Source organism: Myxococcus sp. AM010, from assembly GCF_013372585.1.
Lineage (GTDB): Bacteria > Myxococcota > Myxococcia > Myxococcales > Myxococcaceae > Myxococcus > Myxococcus vastator.
This window is the reverse complement of sequence record NZ_JABXEO010000068.1, coordinates 1-19245: the sequence shown is the minus strand read 5'-3', so window position 1 is coordinate 19245 and position 19245 is coordinate 1. Positions and strand designations below refer to the sequence as shown.

The following is a 19245-nucleotide window of genomic DNA, read 5'->3' as shown; positions in this document are numbered from 1 at the left end:
CTAATACAGCTCCCGCTGCTTCTGCAGCAGATAGCGCTTCATCGCCCGGACCTTGCGCAGCGCTTCCGGGTTGTTGCTGCTGCCCGCGGCCTCCACCTCGCTCTTCACCTCGGCGTACCGCGTACACCAGAGGCCGAGCACCACGCACGAGTGCTCCGCGTTGAGCTGGTTGAAGAGCGCGTTCGTGTCGCGCCACTCCTTCTCCAGCGTGGTGAGCGGACGGGCGCGGGCGGAGCGAGTCTTGCGGACCGACGGCGCGCGCTTCGCGGGAGCCACGGTGTTCGGCTGCGCGTCCAGCGGCGCGAGGAAGGAGTCGTCGAGCCCGCCTTCCGTGGCACCGGCGGGCGGCGCGGCGTTGGGCGCGGGAGTTCCAGGCGTGGCCCCGGTTGGCGCGGGCGCCCCAGGAGTCGAAGGCCCCGCCTGCGCCGCGTTGCCCTCGGGGGGCTGGCCGGCCTCGTTGGCGGCCTTGCCCGCCTGCGCTTCGCCGGGAGCGGAGGGCCGCAGGGGCTGCGCGGGCGGGGGCCCTTCGGGCTGCTCCGGCATGAACTGGCTCAGCAGCTGGGCGCGAAGCGCCGGGGGCCCCAGGAAGAAGGCGCCGGCCACGGCCAGGCTGATGAGCAGCAACACCAGCACGAACACGAGGGGGCCCTTACGGCGGCGCTCGGGGCGCTCGGGCATCGCCGTGCGGCGGGTGTCCTCTTTCGCGATGCGCTCGGCCGAGCGCGTCTCCGGGCGGACGGGCATCGTCGTGCGCCGCGTCTCCTCGTTGGGCGTGAGGGAGACGCGGACATCGTCGTCGCTCTCGTCGTCTTCTTCGTCCGTCACGACGGGGGTAGGCGCGGGGGGACGCACGGCGGAGACGGAGCCTGTCCTGCGCGCGGGGCTGACCGGCGCCATCCCCGGGGAAGACGACCGGGTACGCCGTGATTTGGGTCGGGAGACGCCGGACCGCTCCTCGTCCTCGGCGCCTTCCACGTCGTTGAAGAGGCCCGCGTCCAGCACCACGCGCGGCTGCGTGTCGTCATGGCGGGTGACGCGAGGGTCCGTGTCGGCGTGATGCGCGACGCGGGGCTGGGTGTCGTCGTGACGCTCGGTTCGCGTCGGACGGTGGATGCGCGGATGCGTGTCGGCGTCAGCGATGCGCGCCGCGGAGTCCTCGTGCCCCACCTCCTCGGGGGAGAGCACGGGCAGCTCCGACGAGGCGTCCGCCTGGGCCTGCGCGTCGGCCGAAGAAAGGCCGGCTTCCTCCTCGGACACGCCCGCGTCGGACGCGTGCGCGGCCGCGGCGTCGTCCTCGGGGGAGAGGGCCTGCCCGCCATGAGCGGGCGTGGCGTCCACGACAGGCTCGTCCACCGCGGGCTCGGAGCGGGAAGCCAGCGCTCCCGGCGCAGGTGCGGCGGGGATGGCTCGCGAGGGCGTTGCCCCCTTCGGAGGTTGAGGCGCCCCCAGCGAGGACATGCCCAGCGAGGGTGAATCACCGAGCTGCCCGTCCACCGCGGGCATCTCCGTGCGCGATGCCATCCCGTCCTCCGAGGACATGTCCACGGAAGAGACCGGACCCGAAGCCGCCTCGTCCTGCGCATCCAACGCAGGCACTTCCACGGAGGAAATGGCGCGAGACGGTGTCGAGCCCGGCGGAGGCGGCTGGACGGCCTCCATCACCACCGAAGCCGTTCGAGGCATCGGGCCAGAAGGATGCGACTCGCTGAATGCCGCCTCGTCCTCCCGCGACGACAGCGCCTCGACCGGGGGCGCGCTCCCGGACGCGTCCTCTCGCGCCGAAGCGGCGTCCTCGTCTTCGGACAGCGCGAGGTCATCATCCGCGTATCCGTCAGCCCCTTCCGAGACCTCAACGGCGGGCATCGACGCCTGCGCCGAAGTGCGCGGCAACGGCGCGGGAGCGGGCACGTTGACCGCGGGCATCACCACCACGCCGGTGCGCTGCAGCGCCGCTCCGGGCACGTGCGGCTCGGCCCCTGGCGGCGGCGGACGCGGCGCCCCACGCGGCGGCACCGCGGGCGTGGACGCCCCCAGCGAGGCAATCACGCTCGGGCTCGCCTCGGACGCCCTGCCCCGAAGCGACTCGGCCTTCGCGTCCGTCGACTCCACCTGGACGGACGCGGCCGCGGAAGAAGACAGCCCGCCCAGGCTCGGCATCGCCAGCTCGGTCGGCCGCAGGTGCGACGGAAGCAGCGCACGCGCGGCGGCCACGCCAGGCGGCACCGCCTCGGGCGGCATCGACGTCATCTGGACCTCGCGCGTCATCGCTGGCGCGCGAGGCATCGGAGCAGCCGAAGGACTCACCCCGCCGCCGCGAACGAAGGCCTCGGGCCCCACCTCCACCGAGGGCGCCGAGTCCTGGCGCACGCTCCGCGCCCGAGCCGCCTCCTCCAGCGCCTCGATGGGGAACGCGGGGCGGGTGGCCTCGTCAATCGGGACGCCCGGGCGCGTCTCACCGTCCGTCACCGGACCACCGCCCTCGCGGCTGCGGGGCGTGGGGAAGAACGACAGCGGCTCCACCGGGCCATCCAGGCGGATGGTCTTCGCCGGCAGCATCGCGTGCGTCAGCTTCGGCGCCAGCGGGTCCTCCGACAACGAGGCCTGCGCGCGGACCTCTTCCGTGGACAGGCGCGGCACGTCCTTGAGGCTCGCCAGGAGGCGCCGCTCGGACTGGAAGTCCGCCGCGAACAGCTCGCGCATGAAGCGGCTGACGCTCTCCGGGCCCGCGCTCGAATCAATCTCCATCAGGCAGGCGTGGAGTCGCCCGCGGAACTCCTCCGCCGTCTGGAAGCGCTGCGACGGGTCCACCGCCAGCGCCTTGGCCACCAGCGCCGTCACCGCGGGCGGCGTGAGCGGCTCCACCTGGTCCAGCGGCGCGATTCGCGGGTTCGCCACCAGGGACATGAGCTCACCCGGGTGGACCCCGTCGAACGGGTTCTTCCCGCAGATGAGCTCGTAGAGGCAAAGCCCCACCGCGTACAGGTCGCTGCGGCGGTCCACCGGCTGGTGCCGCGCCTGCTCCGGCGACATGTAGAGGAACTTGCCCAGGATGATGCTGGGGTTCGTCTTCGCCGCCGACAACCGGCTCTTGGCGAGCCCGAAGTCGATGACCTTCACCTCCCCTTCGTAGGAGATGAGGATGTTCTGCGGCGAGATGTCCCGGTGGACGAGCCGCAGGTCCTCCCCGTCGTCGTCCGTCTTGCGGTGCGCATAGGCCAGCGCGTCCAGCACCCGGCCCATGGTGTAGAGGATGAACGTGACGGGCAGCGGCATCTGCCTGTCTCTGACGCGCGCGGCCACCTTGCGCAGGTCCTTGCCGTCCACGTGCTCGAGCGCCATGTAGGCCTCGTCCTCGTGGAGGCCCATGTCCAGCACCTGGGCGATGGAGCCGTGGCTCAGGCGGACCAGGGTGCGGGCCTCGCCCACGAAGCGCTCGACGAAGTCCGTGTCCGCGGCCAGCTGCGGGAGGATTTTCTTGATGACGCAGAGCTTCTCGAACCCCTGCGCCCCCTCCAACCGCGCGAGGTAGATCTCTCCCATGCCCCCCGTCGCCAGATGGGACAGGAGCGTGTACCGGCCAAACGGCTGGGGCCGGAAAGGTCTCAACCGGGCGGGTTGGGTTGACGAGTTCATGCGGTGCGGGGGTTCACCACGACGGGGTCCACATTGAACCCTGTCCCGGTACGTCGCAGCAACCCGTCAACCGGACGCGCCCCCCTCAGCGGAAGCCGGGATTGGTCAACTGGCCTACATCCTCTTCCAGCACCTCGAAGGCCGCTACCTTGTCCTTCGGGGGACGGATGAGGCGCTCGCCCAGCGGCTGGACGTCGAAGCGGGCCCCCACCGTGGCCAGGACCTTGCCGGTGATGAGCACCTGGCCCGGGCTGGCGGTGCCGGCGAGCCACCCCGCCACCCCGACGCCGTCCCCCACCACGGTGTAGTCCGGACGCACCTCGGTGCCGATCAGCCCCACCAGGGCCCGGGTGCTGTGCAGGGCGATTCGCAGCTCGCAGCGCTCGTCCAGGGGCCGGCGCGCCATGGAGCGCTCCCACTCGGAGCGCAGCGCCAGGGCGGCCCGGACGGCCCGGACCGAGTCCTCGCCCTTCACGTAGGGGACGCCAAAGAGGGCGCGCAGGGACTCGCCCCGGAAGCCCTCCACGGTGGCCTCGAAGCTGAAGACGATGCCGCTCATCCGCGCGTGGAAGTCGTTGAGCATCTGCGTGGCGCGCGCGGCGCCAATGCGCATGCACAACACGGAGAAGCCCACGAGCTCCGCGTGCAGGATGGTGAGGTTGCGCTCCTCCAGGCCGGGCAGCTTGCCACCCTGCTTCTGGGCCTCGGCGGCGCGGCGCTCGGCGACGTCCGGCGGATGGAAGCGCTCCAGGTTGCGCCGCAGCCTGTCCGCCGCGGGGCTGTCCTCGCGCGGGGAGAACTTCTGCACGCCGGTGGCCACCAGATGCGCCACCGCGGTGCAGGTATCCAGCATCGACTCCACGCTGGCGTCGCCCTTGGCGGACAGGTTGACGTAGAGCACGCCCGCGTAGGGCGGCTCGGCGCCGATGGGGATGCACAGCACGCGGTCCACGCCGTAGAGGATGACGCTCTCCCGGCCCGCGAAGCGGCGGTCATCGCGCACGTCGCCCACGGCGAGCGCGCGGCCCTGGCGCAGGGCCTCCTCGACGATGGCATCCGAGACGGGCACCTCGCCCTGGGCCAGCCGGCCGCGGTGGCGCACGGCGGCGGGCACCATGGCGCCCGTGGCGTGCTTGAGCAGCACCACCGCCGTGGTCGCGTCCGTGACCTCCAGCAGCCGGTCCATGGTGGTGTCCAGGAACGACGACAGCGTGGTGGCCGACGAGAGCGCCTCCGCGGTGCGGAACAACAGCACCAGCGTCTCCTGCCCCACGCGCGGGCTCGCGGCGGGCAGCGGCGCGGACGCGGAGAAGCTGTCGTCGAAGGAGACCGGGCCCACGTTGTCCAGGAGCCGCAGCACGTCCGCGTCGCGCACGTTCTTCGCCAGCAGGACGGAGGGGCCCACGTCCTGGCCGTGGCCAAAGCGCACGACGCCGCCCGCGCCCAGGTCCACCATCTCCGTGGCCGCGTTCTCCACGGTGTTGGGCTGGCGCACGGCGAGGACATTCTCCCCCAGCGCCACCGAGTCTCCGGCGACGAGCTGCCGAGAGCCCTGCAAGGGCGCGCCGTTGATGCGGCTGCCGTTGCGACTGCCCAGGTCTTCGATTCGCAGCACGTCGCCGTCGACGTACAGCCGCGCATGCCGGCGTGACACGAGGTCGCCGCCCAGGACGATATCGTTCTCGTCCGCACGGCCGAGGCTCGTCACGCCCTCAGGCAGATCGTACGACGTGTCGAAGTAGCCGGGCCCATTGATGATGATCTGCCACATCGAGGGCGCGACCTTACACGACTCTCCCGTCTGTTGAGAGAAGGAGACACTGACTCAGTGCGGGTATTCCGCAACCCGGCGCCAGGGCGTGGCGCCCCGCACCGCGTCATTTCACCTGCGGTGCGGCTGCTTCGAGCGGCTGCTCAGCGGGGCCGGTGGATGAAGAGGGAGGCGCCCTGCCTCACCACGGGGAAGGCCGCGAGCGGCCGGGACGCCGGGCCATTCAGCACCTGCCCCTCCTGGCTGAAGCGGGAGCCATGGCAGGGGCACTCCATGACGCCGTCGGCCGGCACCCAGTCCACGGCGCAATCACCGTGCGTGCAGATGCGCCAGAGCGCCGCGTAACAGCCAGGTGACGTGTGGACCACCACCACGTCCAGCAGCGCCTGGGGAACGCGGACCTCCGCGGCGCCGCCGGGGACCTCCAGCGAGGGGTGAGCCACCAAGGAAACCTCCACCCAGTCCTCTCCGGGCGGGCCCGAGGGCGCCCGCGGCGCACAGGACGGGCCCGGCCCTCCCGAATCGGGAGGGTCGAGCACCACGGCTTCCCGCCACCCGTCACCGCACCCCGCCCCGAGCGCCGCCAGGGCACAGGTGCCCTTGAGCAGCGTGCCGAGCGCGGCGCGGCGATCCACCTCCCCCGTCATGGACAGGGGACATGGCCGTGGCGGGAGCCGCTTCACGGGGTGCCGCTCCGAAGCGACTCACCGTTCACCACCGCGACGGCGTCCAGGTCGAAGCCCCCGGAGGTGCCGCCGTAGCGGTTGTTGCCCGCGTCGACGATGCGCACGTACCGCGCGCGCTCCAGGCCCACCGTCGCCAGGTCGAACCCGTCCCCCCCCGCCACGGCGGGGTCCGTGGCGCTGACGCCGTTGGCCGGATTGGCCTGGACGGTGGCGACGCCCGCGCACCCTGGGTAGCCGCCCGCGGCGTCCGTGGTGGCGCACGGGAAGTCGTACCAGGTGACGCCGTCGTCGCTGACGGAGACGATGCCCCGCTCGGAGTACGTGGCCAGTCCGCCCGCGACGAGGAAGGTGTTCTCGAACACGAGCAGGTCCACGCCCGGCCCATCCACCACCGCGAGGTCGGTGAAGCGCAGGACGATGGTGCCGCCCCGCCCCAGCGAGAGCACGTCCAGAGAGCCATTGTCCGGCCCCAGCCCCGAAGGAGGCCCGAGCACGACGTCCGGGAAGCGGTCCTGCCCGAAGCCCGCGCTGTCACCCGGCTCGAAGAGGACGACCTCGTCCGCGTACGGGTCCTCGGGCGGAAGTCCGGCATCGGGCTCCAGCGGCGTGGAGCCATCCGGCGCTCCCGCGTCTTCGTCGACGCTGGAGGACGCGTCACCACACGCGGCGGCGCCCAGGAGCACGGCGAGCGCCATGCCCCAGGCGAAGCGCTGGAGGCCGCGATGGCTCACCGGGCCACCTGGATGCGCACCAGCCGCTGGCCGTTCCTGTCATCCACGCCCACCAGCAGGTCCGAGCCCAGGTGCGCCAGCTGCGTCACGGAGGTGCACGCGTCCACGAACGACAGCACCGGCGTGCGCTCGCCAATGACGACCGCGCCAGGCTCAATGCCCAGGGACAGGGCGTAGCGAGACACATCGGTGGAGACGAACTGCCAGTTCTCGTTGTAGCCGCCGCGCTTGACGGCGACGCCCTCACCGAACGTGGAGGCCCCGTTGAAGTCGCTGTCCACCACGAGCTCGGCCTGCGTGCCCAGGTCCACGGGAGCTCCGCCGCGCAGCGCATCCGCGAGCACCGACGGCGCCACCACGCGGGCCTTGTTGCTGAAGTCCACGCTGCTGGAGAAGCCCAGCATCGCGATTCCATTGTCCGTCACCGCCGTGAAGCCACTGGCGCCCGCTTCGCCCGCCGGGAAGTTGGCCAGGCGCACCGTCTGGAAGGGGGTCTCGGAGGTCACCAGGCCGAAGACGCCCAGGCCGCCCCCCGCGTTGCCCAGGCTCACGCTGTTGACGAGCAGCACGGAGTCCTCCCCCGAGGTGAAGCTGGCCGCGGTGAAGTTGGCCTGCGCATCGATGTAGGAGGACGCGGCGGGCGACGCCAGGTCATACGCGGCCACCGAGCCCAGCGCGCCCGTCGCGGACGTGGTGTAGCCCGCGAAGAGATACCGGCTGTCGTTCACCAGGAAGCCGTTCGAGAACACCGTCGCCGTCCCCGCGCGGTCCGCGGGCGAGACGACGTCGAAGAGCTTCGTGTCGTCCGGCTGGAGGTCGGGCCAGATGCCCAGCGAGTACATGCCGACGTCGATGCCCATGCCACTGCCACGCACGGCGTAGACCGTATACGTGGGGCCCGGCGAGGCGGCCAGCGCCAGCACGTCGTCCGGCAGCGGCGCGGAGCCCGTGGCCTCGAAGCCCGTCTGGAGCTGGAGCGTGCCGAGCACGGGGTCGTGCGGCGCCGTCTCACACGTCTGCTCCGTGCCAGCGTCCGCCTCCGTGCCAGCGTCCGGCTCCGTGCCAGCGTCCGGCTCCGTGCCCGCGTCCGGCTCCGTGCCGGCGTCGGGCTCGGTGCCCGCGTCGGGCTCGGGGACCTGCTGGATGGGCCGCGTCTCACACTTCTCCGCGGCGCACGTCCACGCCTGGCCCTCCGGCGCGGGGCCGTTCTCACTGCGGCAGTCGAAGGCGTCCACGCATTCGGAGCCGCAGCCCGTGGTCACCGCCAGCACCAGGCTGGCCGTGACGAACATCAGGGACTTCGTGCGGGCTCCCGCGCGCTTCACATCGGCGTACTTCATGGTGTCCTCGCTCCCTCTTCCGCCCCCACGGGCGGATGGGCTTCCAGGAGGACACGGCCGAAGGCAGCGCCCCGGCGCACATCACACGCGCCGGACGGCACCGCCCCCGCCGCCTCCCCTCGGAGGCCTCGGTGATGTCCGTGCCAGAGGCACGGGTCTTCGGCAGGTTTTCGGACTCGCAGGCGCGGGTGCACGGAGCACCCACCTACTTGCCGTCGCTTCCCAGCCCGCTTCGGGCCAGTGCTTCACGTGACGGCGTTCGTTCCTGCTCACCGCTGCGGGGCAGTCCCGGATTCACACCGGGTTCCCTTGAGTCGCCGTGGAATCACGGCGACACCGAGGACGCGGGCGGGGATATGGCGGGTGCAAGCCATTGTCAATGACTGGCCCCCAGCCGCACCCGCCGCCGCAGCAGCGCGAGGAACAGCGGGCCGCCCAGCAGCGCGGTGACGACGCCCACGGGAGGCTCGGCCCCAAACAAGGGGAAGGCCAGCCGCGCCAGCAAATCCGACAGGACGAGGAAGGCCGCGCCGCCCAGCGCCGACAGGGGCACCAGCAGCCGCTGGTCCGGCCCGAAGGCCAGCCGCAGCAGGTGCGGCACGATGAGCCCCACGAAGCCAATCAACCCCGTGAGCGCCACCGCGCCCGCGACGCTCGCGCTGGTGGCCAGCAGCAGCCAACGGCGCGTCGCCGCCACCGGCACGCCGAGGGACGCCGCGTCATCGTCCCCCAGCGACAGCAGGTTCAGCCGTGCGGAGAGCACCCACATGACGCCAATCGCGCCGGCCTGGAGCAACGCGGAGAGCACCAGCGTGCCGCCGCGCTCGTACCCCAGCGCGCCGGCGAGCCAGTAAAGGATTTCCCCCAGCCGGTCGGGGTCGGACAGCGTCTTCACCAGGGTGATGGCCGCGGAGGCGAACGCGTTGAACACCACGCCGGTGAGCAGCGCGGCATAGGGCGCGCGCGACGCGGAGCCCCGGCTGGCGGAGAGGACGAAGAGGATGGCGGCCCCCGCGCCCAGGAAGGAGAAGAGCGCGGGCGCGGACAGCCGCGCCATGCCGCCGCCCAGGCCCGGTGCCACGTCCCCCACGGTGCCGAGCCCCACCGCGAGCGCCAGCGTCGCCCCCATCGCCGCGCCGCCGGACACGCCGAGCACGAACGGGTCCGCTAGCGGGTTGCGCAAGAGCCCCTGGAGCGTGGCGCCCGAGGCCGCCAGCCCCGCGCCCACGATGGCCCCCAGCAGCGCGCGCGGCAGCCGCAGCGACCAGAAGATGACGGCATCCGTGGACGTGGGCTCCGTCAGCGCGGCGGTGAGGGAGATGGACTGCTCACCGAAGCGCACCGCCACGGCCATGCACCCCACCGCCACCACGAGGAAGCCCCCGAACAACATCACCGCGCGCGAGGCGCGAAAACCTCCCGCTCCGCCCTGTGCACGCTGGGATGTCGCCGGCTCGCTCACGGCGCGGCCTTACCCGTTCCTTCCGGATGCAGCAAACGGAAGAGCTCCTCCAGCCCCCGCCCCAGCGAAGGTCCCGGCTGCAGCAGCGCCATGGAGGGCAGGTCCACCCAGCGCGCGCTGGACAGGCCGGGCAGTGCCCGCAGCGTGTCCTTGCCCACGTCCACGTCCGCGGCATCCACCACCACGGAGGCCCGGGCCCGCACCACGCGCTCCACCGAGTACACCGGGTACGCGGAGCCCGCGTCCGCCGCCACGTTGACGCCGCCCGCGTCCCGGAGCAGCTCGTCCGCGAAGGAGCCGGGCCCGGCCACCACGAGCGGCGCGAAGCCATAGACGAACAGCACCCGCGGCGCGGGCAGCTTCTTCGCCGCCTCCCGGATGCGCGCGCGCGTGGCCTCGATGTCCACCACCACCGCCTCCGCCGCCTTCTCCCGTCCGAGCGCCTTCCCCACCGCGCGCATGGCCGCGAGCACGTCCGCCACGGAGTGCAGCGGCAGGAGCAACACGGGCACGCCCAGCTCCGCCATCTTCTCCACCGGACGCTGGTTGCCCGGCCCGGGCTGCACCAGGACGAGGTCCGGCTTGAGCGCAATCACCGCCTCCACGGAAGGGTCCGTGAAGCCGCCCACGCGGGGCAGCTTCGCCAAGTCCTTCGCCTCGTCGAAGCGGGACACGCCCACCAGCGTGCTCCCCGCGCCCAGGGACAGCACCATCGCCGACAGCGAGGGCGCCAGCGTCACCACGCGCCGCACCTGGGAAGGCGCGGGCGGCCCCAGCGTCCTCAGCCGGGATGTCTCCGCCGCGCGCACCGTCCCGGCGAACAGGCACAGCACCGTGGCGAGCAGGACGGACGTGCCCGAGCGGGGACGCGAAGTGGAAGTCAGGTTCATGGGCATGGCGTGCGCTTCCTCAGTGCAGGGCGGTGACGTCAATGGCATTGGACACGGGCCGGCGCGGGTCCACGGGGCACGCCTCCAGCGCGGGCCCCAGCGCCTGGGGCGAAGAGAAGCCGCGGCGCTCCACCAACCGCCCGTCCTCCACCGCCACCACGAAGACGCGGCCCGCGTTCGTATCCGCCAGGTACACCGCGCCCTCCGACACCGCGAAGCGGCTGGCCACGGAGAGGTTGCAGCCCGGCGCTCCGGGCGCACACCCCGCCGTGAGCGCGTACGCCGCCACGGGCGCGTCGTTCTTCACCAGCACCAACCCGGAGGCGCGCACGGCGCTGGCGCTGTGCCCGTTGGCCTCGTCGTACTCGGCCTCGCCCAGGCAGGCCACCACGAGCTGGTCACCCACGGCCTCCACGTAGCCCGCGTTGAGGCAGTCCGCCGCGCCCAGGTCGATGGCGCTCACGCCGCCGCTCGCGGGGTCGATCTTCGCGAGCATGCCCGGGCCATTGGGCTTGTAGCCGTCGTAGGGATTCAGGTTGGTGAGGCTCACGTACACCCCCGCCTCCGTCGCCGCGACGGAGTAGGGCAGCGGCAACACCGTGCCGCCGTCGAAGGGCTTCAGGTCCAGCCCGGTGAGCGAAATCGTGTCCACCTTGCGCGGCTGCTCGGGGTTGGAGATGTCCACGCGCGCGACGGCGTTGCCAAACTGGAACATGGAGCCGCCCGTGCCGAACAAGGGGATGTACAGCGTGGTGCCCCACTTCGCCACCGCCTGCGGGCTGGTGTTCGCCCCCAGGTTCACCTGCGTCACGGTGCGCAGCCCCAGCCCCGCGCCCTGGGAGGGGCCCTCTTGCTTGAGCACCTGCAAGGTGTTGTTCACCGAGTCCACGACGTAGACATAAGGCGGGTCCACCAGGATGTCGTTGGGCGAGCCCGACACCCCGCCCAGCGAGTCCTCCTCCACCACCGTCCCCAGCGCGCCGCCCGCCGCCTGGAGCAGCTTCGACGCCGTGGCGTCCGCGGCCAGCACGTAGCCGTCCCAGGACGCGAGCGTCTGCACCCCCGAACCGAACTGACGCCGAGGCCCGAGTTGGTCCGTCCCCGCCTGGATGCCCACGAGCTGCCCGTTGGTGTAGCAGGCCGCCACCACGTCGTAGCCGCAGCGGCCCTCGTGACACGTCTGTACGTCCGGGCACACGTTGCCGCAGGCGCCGCAGTTGAGCACGTCCGCGCGCACGTCCACGCACGAGCCCCCGCACCGCAAGCTGCCTTCTGAGCAGCCCTCGCGACACACGCTGGCTTCGCACACGAGCCCTGCGGCGCACGCGTTGCCACAGGCGCCGCAGTGGGCGACATCGCTCGCCGTGGCCACGCACGCGCCACCGCAGGACTCCGTCCCCGGGCGGCAGCCACAGACGCTGGCCTGACACGTCTGCCCGTCACCGCACGCGTTGCCACAGGCGCCGCAGTTCGCGGCATCGCCGCCCAGGTCCACGCAAGCTTCGCCGCAGACGGACAGGCCGGAGGTGCACACCGCGCCCTCCTCCGGGCACCCGGTGAGCAGCAGCGCCGCCACGGCCGCCAGCAGCAAGGTCGGAAGGGACGGCTCAGGGGACAGGGGACGCGGGCGAGTCATGGAGCTCCCGAGGAGAGGAGGAAGACGGTGACGCGCCTGGCTCGAGCGCCACCGCGAGCGTCACGTAGACGGCGCGTCCCGGCAGCGGGAAGCCCGTGAAGTCGAAGGTCCGGACGTCGAGGAGGTTCTTCAGCTCGACGGACAGGGTGAGGTCCGGCCCGTGAAGGAAGGTGCTGGACGCGCCCGCGCTCACCCACGTGCGCGAGGGCAAGTCCAGCGAGCCGGTGCGGTTGATGCGCTGCGCGGACTGATAGAGCACTTCGGCGCGGGCGTTGAGCCAGTCGGGTCCCGCGCGCACCCGCCCCACCCACTTGTGCCTGGGACGGTTCGGCAGGTCCTTGCCGAAGAAGCGCGGGTCCCCGTAGCGGTTCTCCGTGCGCAGATACGTGTAACCCGTGCTGGCCAGCAGCCAGGGAAGGGGCCGCGCCTCGCCCTCCAGCTCCAGGCCCCACACGCGCGCGGCGTCGAAGTTGTACGGGCGCGCCATCAGCGGCGGGTACAGCTCATAGGCGATGAGGTTCTCATACAGCGCCGCGAAGCCGCCCAGCGTGAAGCCCCAGCGCGGCGCCGCGTCCTCGCCGTCTTCCGGGCCGGAGCGCCACCTCACCGCCGCGTCCGCGTACAGGGCGCGCTCGGGTTTCAATCCGGGGTTGGGCAGCAGCGTGCCCTGCCGGATGTACAGCTCCAGGAAGGACGGCGCGCGGTGGGACTGGCCGGCGTTGGCGCGCAGGCCGAAGCCGCGCCCCAGCTCGACGGAGGCGCCCAGCTTCGGCGACAGCAGCCAGTACGGGCCCACCCGCTCCAGCCGCATGGAAGGCACCACGTCCAACGCGCCGCCGAAGAGCCGCACCTCATCCATGGCCATGACGCTGCCGCGCCACCACGAGGCGGCCTGCGCGCCCTCCGCCTGCGTCACCGTCTCACCCGAGGTCGCCACCGTGACGGTCAGCGACTGGCGCGCTCCCAACGGCCCGCGGCCCTCCAGCTCCACGCCGCCCACCGCGTGCCGCTGCGCGCCACCCGCGCCGGGGATGTGCCCCGTCACCTCCAGGCCATCACGCCGGAAGAAGCCTCGCGCGCTCCCCTGCCCCAGCCCGTCGAGCACGCCCGACCAGCGAAGGCCCAACGCCAGCCGCCCCAGTTCCTGGTCTCCGGTGGACTGGGGGTTCTGCACGGTGCCCGGAATGGCGCGGTCCTCCAGGGACAGCTCCGCGAGCGCATCCAGCCGCGAGCCTCCCGCCAGCCGTCGCCGGTAGCGCAGGAGCGCGCCCCCTCCCCGCGCGTCGTTGCGGGCACGCCGCTCGGAGACCTGGGGGTTGCCGTCCACGGCGGGCAGGTCGTCCACGTCGTAGGCGAAGTCGCCATCCGAGCGGCCCGCGTGCACCAGCAGCAGCGCCTGCCCGCCCAGCAGCGGCCCCGTGGCGGCGACGTGGCCCAGCGCCGTGTTCCAGCTCCCGTAGGTCACCTCGCCGCTCGTGCGCAGGTTCGGCCCTGGCGCGCGAGTGATGATGTTGATGGCGCCGCCCAGGCCGCCGGAGCCATAGCGCGCGCCCGCGCCACCTCGCAGCACCTCGAAGCGCTCCACCAGCGCGGAGGGGATGAGCGACAGGTCCGACAGGCCGCCCGCGCCGTTGAGCGGAATCCCATCCAGGAACACGAGCACGCCGTTGGATGACGCGCCCCGCACCACCAGGCTCTTGCTCTGGCCGTAACCACCGGAGTCCTGCACCGCGAGCCCCACCGAGCCCACGAGCAGCTCCGCCGTGTCGCGCGCCTCGCCCGCGCGCTCTCGCGCGTCGATGACGGTGATGGCGCCCGTCGGGTCCCTCCGCTCTGGAGACTCAGGCGGAGGCGGTGTCCTGCCGCGAACCACGGTGGTGCGCGTGGGGGCGGGCTCGGCCTCGGAGGGCTGCGCCCCGGCGGGACATGGAAGGCTGAGCGCCAGGCACACGACAGGCCCGGCGAGGAAGTTCCACCGCATGCTCCGCCTTCCGCTCCCTCCGACGAAGAGAGAAGGCCAACCGCCCGGGCCCGCGAAAGGCTCGGCCGCACCCCTGGGCAGGTCTCCTGGCTGACGGGCTCTGGCGGCTGGCGCACGCTGCGTCATGCCAGAAGAGGACTTCCGCCTTCCCCCGGAGCGGCGCTCGGCCGCGGCTGGAGTGGCGACAAACCGAAGCCCCCGGCCCTGACCTCAGGGCTGCCCGTTCACAGTGGCGGGACCGCGCCGGACTCACACCGGCTTCCCTCTTGAAAGCCCGGCATGGGCACCCAAGGGCGCGCCCTTTCTAGGAGGTCACCTCCGGCGGGTCAAGCGCACCGGGGGCGTCAGCGAGGACGCGCGCACGGACTGCTCGAAGGCATACGTCCGGAGGAACAGGAGCTCCACGTTCCCCAGCGTGAGCCGGGAACGGCACAGCAGCGGCGCCGGGCGGCCCGGGAGGATGAGCACCCCGTCCTGGTACGTCCCTCGCTCACTCTCCAGGTCCGTCACGCACCACAGCCCGGTGTGCGGCTCACGACGAAGGCGCGCATGCAGGCGGGACACCGTGGGCTCGGCCAGGACGATGTCGCACTCGGCGCCGCTGCCCACCGTCACGTCGCCATCCGCCGGGCGCAGCCGCGGGCGCACCTCCAGCACCACGGGCGCCGTGGCGCAGGGCGTCGATGCCTTCTCCGCTGACCGGGACGTCCCAGCGCGGGGCCGCGTGGAAGCAGGCTCCCACAGCAACACGGGCCAGCTCCCGTCTTGGGCCCGCGCATCGCGAGGAGCTGGCTGGAACACGCGCACCTTCCTGTTCACCGGATGGACGCGCGCAACATGGACACGAGACTCCGGCCGCGCCAGTTCCTGGACCTCGGGGCGTGCGATTCACTGTCGGGTCCCACCGCGTGGGAGGTCCACCCACGCTGGCCACCAGGCGACTACGGAACGTCTGGCGTCCCCGCGTCCTCGCAGGCCACGCCCGCGTCCCCCGCTGGCTCGGCCTCCACGCAATCCGGCAGCGCCAGCTCCAGGCTGTCCTCACCCAAGAGCAGGGCCTCGTCGTCGGTGGAGAAGGTGCCCGTGCCACTGTCCGCGCCGCGCAGTCGTGCAATCGGGTCCTCCACGGCGCAGCCTCCGCTCCAGGCCAGCAGCGCCAGGACGAGCAGGTGCCGGAAGGGCCCGCGAAGCGTGTGCGATGCGAGGTCAGTACGGTTGTTCATCGGACGGCCACCTTTCACGGGAAGACCATCAGCGCGACGCTCAGCCGTGGCCGGATGGCCCAGCCCTCATAGAGCGGTTCGAAGCCCTGCGGACCTTGGAAGCCGATGAGGGGGCGGCCGAAGGCGACGTCCATCGCCAGCGAGCCCTCCACGGCGAGGTACCGGGAGAAGCGCCAGCGCAGGGAGGTATCCGGCCCCGTGAGGAACGCGGGGAGGAAGCGGGGGCCCGCGGTGTCCAGCCCGCCCACGCGGGCAAAAGCCGTCCGGCCGAAGAGGAGGAAGCCCGCCCCCGCGCCCACGCTCCAACGCCACTCACCCGAGCGGAGCACGGGCGTGTCCAGCCAGAAGCCGAAGACATACTGCTCCAGCTTCACCTCGGTGCGGGTGTCCACCATGCTCGACGGGAGGCCCGCCAGGTACTGGAAGCGGATGCGCAGCCGGGGAAACTCCCAGCCGGCCCCGAGCAACCATCCCTGGTAGCCCGTTGAGGCGTAGCCGTCCAGCGAGGTGAGGCCGCCCACCAGGAGCTGCCACTGCACGGAGGAGGACTCGTAGGCCTCGGGAGCCTCCTCGGCGCGGGGAGCCTCCGTGGCCTCCGCCGCCTGCGAGCCGGAACCCGCGAGCAGCCCTCCCAACACACCCAGTCGCAGCAAGACGGTGCCCGATGCCATGCGGGCAACGCTACCGTCCTGGCAACGGGGGACGGAAGCCCCCCGCCCGGCCACTCAACGGTTCGTTGCGCGTCATGAGCGAAGCGCACGGAAGACGCTCAGCCCTGCTACCCTCGTCGCTGGCATGCCACTGGGCACGCATGGCGAGAGCCGTCTGTCAGGGCCGCTCAGGAGGTGGAGCGGCGCGAGTTCAAGACGGCCGTGGCGCGGCTGGCCCAGGCCATGCGGTTTCCGACCCATCCACAGCTAATCTTCGGTTGACAGCCAGAACCACCGCTCCTCCGACCTGAGCGCCCCCATCAAGAACTCCCGAAACGACCTGGCAATCTTGGGGCAGTAGCCCGGGTCTGGAAACGCCTCGTTGTAGCCGTCACGAAGGAGGGAGCGGCCGTCATGCTGCTCGCTCACGTCAAGCAGGATGAAGTTGCTATCCCGCACACGGCAGAGGGCATACCAAGACGCGGGCCCGGCATCTTCGCTGTCGTCGTTACGCATGACGAGCCGGGCACGACGAAGCTCCGCCAGCGGAGCGAAGGCGAAGGCAGGGTCCATGCGGTCAAAGAGGCGCGCACCGTTGCAGTGCAGATAGAAGGCGCGCAAGTCCGGGTCCAGACGCCAACCTGCGCTGTGCTCGAACGCTTCAATTTGCTCGGGCGTCGCAGGAGGGTTCGGGAAGTGGAGGCGCGACACCTCCGCGAGAAGGTCCTTCATGGAAGGGCATTCTCCATTGGGATAGTCCACCCCGGTCCTGGTCCACGGTGGGTTGTTCGCGTAACACTGCTTGTACGCGGACGGGAGTTGCTGGTGCAGGTCCTGCGGAAACGGAATGATGTTGTCCCAGTCGGTGGGATTGCCTCCGTGCCAGAGGTCCTGAACGTGATGCCCCTCGTAGGGTGTCCCAGTGGTGTCGGTGGGCCACGCGCCAAATCGATTTGCCCAGTGGCGCCGGAAGTCGGGGCGCATGCTGTTCCATTGCGTCCGCGCTGCGTTGGTCTGGGCAGGGGCAATCGTTGCTTAGTTACAACAACAGTGCGTCATCCCGAAACACGGGCGTAGCCCCACCGCGACTGCACCGTCTGCCGCCGATGCCCCTCCTCAGCCCGGGGCCTCGCGAAGCGTTCCTGGAAGTGGCTTTGGGGAAGCAGCACCAGCCCGGTGATGACGAAGACGTCGCCTTCCCGCAACAACGACGCGGCGTCTTGGACTTCTATACGGACTCCCTGCATCCCCATCGCCGTCGCGTCCCCTACACTGACGTCAGCTCCCAAATCGATTCCGCGCGGGAAGTTGCCGAGCCCCCTGCCCTCCCCGCGCCGTGTCACGGCAGCCGGTGAAACAAGGGCAGGTTCGCGGGGGCCGGATACACCGCGACGCCATGCGTGGCCCCGAGGTCGGGGCTGGAGATGACGACGTCAGGCGTGGGCGCGCCAGAGACGCTGAGCTGGCTCGGGCTCAGCCGGGAAATCCTCCCGGAGTCGTAGGCCATCCACAGGCCCCCGCCTTCGTCGAAGGCGACTTCCTTGGGGCCGCCCGCGTCAATCTGGATGCTCGGGACGACGCTCACCGCGCCGGAGCCCTCCTGGTCAGCGGGCGTGAGCCGCACGACGACGCCGCTCGCGCCATAGGACACCCACAGGTTCCGCTCCCCATCGAAGGCGAGCCCCGCGGGGCCCGCGAAGCTCCTGCCCGGAGCGGCTTCCATCACGTCGATGCTCACAACGGGCGTCACGGCGCCCGACGCCTGGAGGCTCGATGCGGCCACCTTGTGGACGCGGGACGCCCCGGCCGTCACGTCTCCCACCCAGAGGTTGCCCGTGGCGTCGAACGCGAGCGTGGAGGGGGCTCCCAGCCCGCTCAGCACGACCTGCGGCGCCGGAGCGGTGCCGGAGACAAGCTGGGCCGCGCCAAACCGGATGACGGTGTCGCTGAACCCGATGGAGGTCCAGAGGTCGCCAGCGGCATCGAATGCAATGGCGATGGGGCCCGGGCTCCCAGCGCTCAACACGCCGCCGCGCATGATGACATCGGGGCTCTTGACGCCAGACGCGCCCAGGTCGCCGGCGGGGTAGCGCCGCAGTTCCCCCGACCCCAGCGCCACCCAGAGGTTGCCACGCCTGTCGAACGCGAGCCCTGAAGCCCGGGGAATGCCCGGGCTCGAACCGAGCTGGACGGCGGCCGACGGCGCGCCCGTGGTCTCCAGGTCCACGGCGGCGAAGGCCTCCACCTCGGCCGCCCCATTGCTCGTGGACAGCCACAGCCGCTGGCTGCTGGGGATGAGCGCGTATTGGAGGGCCGCGTTCGCCACCTCTCCATCCAAGACGCAGAGCTGGCGCGCCGGCGCATCATAGGCGGCGCGAACCCGGCCGCCGCTCACCGCCACCGGCTCCGGGGAGAGCGTCCACATGCCCGCCGCGAGCCCCGCCAGCCGGCCACCCGCGCGAACCTCCCGGGACTCACTGCCTCGGCGGAGGAGGACGTGAGGGCTGGCGGAGGCCGGCAGTCCCTCAATCGACAACTCCAACGTCCCCGTGCCCGTCTCGGGGCACCCGCCGGGGTCCGGGTCCGCGGCATCGCCACACCCCACGGAAATCACGACGGCCAGAGCGAAGATGACGGTTCCGTTTCTCACGAGGTCCCCCTTTTCAAGCACACACGGCATTGACTCGATGAGCACGCGGATACAACCGGGCGAACGAGGGGGTGTCAACCGAGGCAGGCCCACAAGGCGCCCGCTTCGGCCGAACGAAGCCAGCGCCACCTGCACGCCAGCACGCGCGTGGATATCGATTCCAGTGGGATGCGGATGCGGATTGGAAAGAGCAGCTCGCCCGATGGCGAAGTCGCCGTCCGGGAGGCGAGCGCGGAGGCGCTGCGAGGCGCGGACGCGCCCACCTTCGCCTTGGTCTTCTGCACGGACCAATATGACGCGAATGACCTGGCGTCGGCGCTCCGGCGGGAGCTTGGAGGCGTTCCCTGGGCCGGATGCTGCGCGGCGGGCGTCTTCGCGGGAACCGAGCTGCTGCTCCAGGGAATGGTGGTCGCGCTCGTCTGCGGGGTGGACTTGCAGGTCGGGACGGGGATGGGTGGGCCCGTCAGCAAGGACCCCCGAGCGGCCGGACGTGACGCGGTGGCACGTGCCATTGAGAAGCTGCCGCCCATGCCGCCGGGACGCCGCCGGGCGCTGCTCGTCTTCCCGGACGCGCTGAGCGGCAATCCAACGG

At 71.8% G+C, this 19245-nt stretch carries 15 protein-coding genes and 2 riboswitches; of the genes, 1 reads left to right on the top strand and 14 read right to left on the bottom strand.

Features of this window, described 5'->3' with window-relative positions:
- From HV826_RS26450 to HV826_RS26385, 14 genes are all read right to left on the bottom strand, one after another.
- On the bottom strand, window positions 1-3633 hold the full coding sequence (locus HV826_RS26450) for a serine/threonine protein kinase (RefSeq protein WP_176419752.1): 3633 nt from the start codon (window positions 3631-3633) through the stop codon (window positions 1-3).
- Window positions 3634-3718: 85 nt separating this feature from the next.
- Window positions 3719-5404 carry an FHA domain-containing protein gene (locus tag HV826_RS26445; RefSeq protein WP_176419751.1) on the bottom strand — a complete coding sequence of 562 codons (1686 nt, stop codon included), beginning with the start codon at window positions 5402-5404 and terminating at the stop codon, window positions 3719-3721.
- Between the two features lie 143 nt (window positions 5405-5547).
- The gene (locus HV826_RS26440) at window positions 5548-6051 is read right to left on the bottom strand and encodes a ubiquinol-cytochrome c reductase iron-sulfur subunit (RefSeq protein ID WP_176419774.1); all 504 of its coding nucleotides are present in this window, start codon (window positions 6049-6051) and stop codon (window positions 5548-5550) included.
- A gap of 32 nt (window positions 6052-6083) precedes the next feature.
- Window positions 6084-6821: a cell surface protein gene (locus HV826_RS26435; protein ID WP_176419750.1), complete on the bottom strand. Its 738-nt coding sequence runs from the start codon at window positions 6819-6821 to the stop codon at window positions 6084-6086.
- Complete coding sequence (locus tag HV826_RS26430; protein WP_176419749.1) at window positions 6818-8161, bottom strand: hypothetical protein; 1344 nt, start codon at window positions 8159-8161, stop codon at window positions 6818-6820. The genes HV826_RS26435 and HV826_RS26430 overlap by 4 nt, the downstream gene beginning before the upstream one ends.
- A gap of 143 nt (window positions 8162-8304) precedes the next feature.
- Window positions 8305-8517, bottom strand: a riboswitch (cobalamin riboswitch).
- Window positions 8518-8537: 20 nt separating this feature from the next.
- Window positions 8538-9623: an iron ABC transporter permease gene (locus tag HV826_RS26425; RefSeq protein ID WP_176419748.1), complete on the bottom strand. Its 1086-nt coding sequence runs from the start codon at window positions 9621-9623 to the stop codon at window positions 8538-8540.
- A complete protein-coding gene (locus tag HV826_RS26420) occupies window positions 9620-10513 on the bottom strand; it encodes an ABC transporter substrate-binding protein (protein WP_255217427.1) in 894 nt (297 codons plus the stop codon). The genes HV826_RS26425 and HV826_RS26420 overlap by 4 nt, the downstream gene beginning before the upstream one ends.
- Before the next feature lie 19 nt (window positions 10514-10532).
- Window positions 10533-12149: an MXAN_6577-like cysteine-rich protein gene (locus HV826_RS26415; protein WP_176419746.1), complete on the bottom strand. Its 1617-nt coding sequence runs from the start codon at window positions 12147-12149 to the stop codon at window positions 10533-10535.
- Window positions 12121-14130 carry a TonB-dependent siderophore receptor gene (locus HV826_RS26410; protein ID WP_176419745.1) on the bottom strand — a complete coding sequence of 670 codons (2010 nt, stop codon included), beginning with the start codon at window positions 14128-14130 and terminating at the stop codon, window positions 12121-12123. The genes HV826_RS26415 and HV826_RS26410 overlap by 29 nt, the downstream gene beginning before the upstream one ends.
- Window positions 14131-14188: 58 nt before the next feature.
- Window positions 14189-14436, bottom strand: a riboswitch (cobalamin riboswitch).
- A 6-nt stretch (window positions 14437-14442) separates the two neighbouring features.
- Window positions 14443-14931, bottom strand: a complete 489-nt coding sequence (locus HV826_RS26405) for an FHA domain-containing protein (RefSeq protein ID WP_368670994.1) — start codon at window positions 14929-14931, stop codon at window positions 14443-14445.
- 140 nt (window positions 14932-15071) lie between these two features.
- Window positions 15072-15353: a hypothetical protein gene (locus tag HV826_RS26400; RefSeq protein ID WP_176419743.1), complete on the bottom strand. Its 282-nt coding sequence runs from the start codon at window positions 15351-15353 to the stop codon at window positions 15072-15074.
- 14 nt (window positions 15354-15367) lie between these two features.
- Window positions 15368-16024 (bottom strand): hypothetical protein, encoded by a 657-nt coding sequence (locus tag HV826_RS26395; RefSeq protein WP_217917428.1) that lies wholly within the window; start codon window positions 16022-16024, stop codon window positions 15368-15370.
- A 246-nt stretch (window positions 16025-16270) separates the two neighbouring features.
- Entirely contained in the window at window positions 16271-16735 is a 465-nt protein-coding gene (locus HV826_RS26390; protein ID WP_176419773.1) for an SMI1/KNR4 family protein, read from the bottom strand.
- Between the two features lie 607 nt (window positions 16736-17342).
- A complete protein-coding gene (locus HV826_RS26385; protein ID WP_176419741.1) occupies window positions 17343-18653 on the bottom strand; it encodes a hypothetical protein in 1311 nt (436 codons plus the stop codon).
- A 168-nt stretch (window positions 18654-18821) separates the two neighbouring features.
- Between HV826_RS26385 and HV826_RS26380 the strand changes: the two genes are divergently transcribed.
- A partial coding sequence (locus HV826_RS26380) for an FIST N-terminal domain-containing protein (protein WP_303623592.1) occupies window positions 18822-19245 on the top strand: 424 nt, incomplete at its 3' end.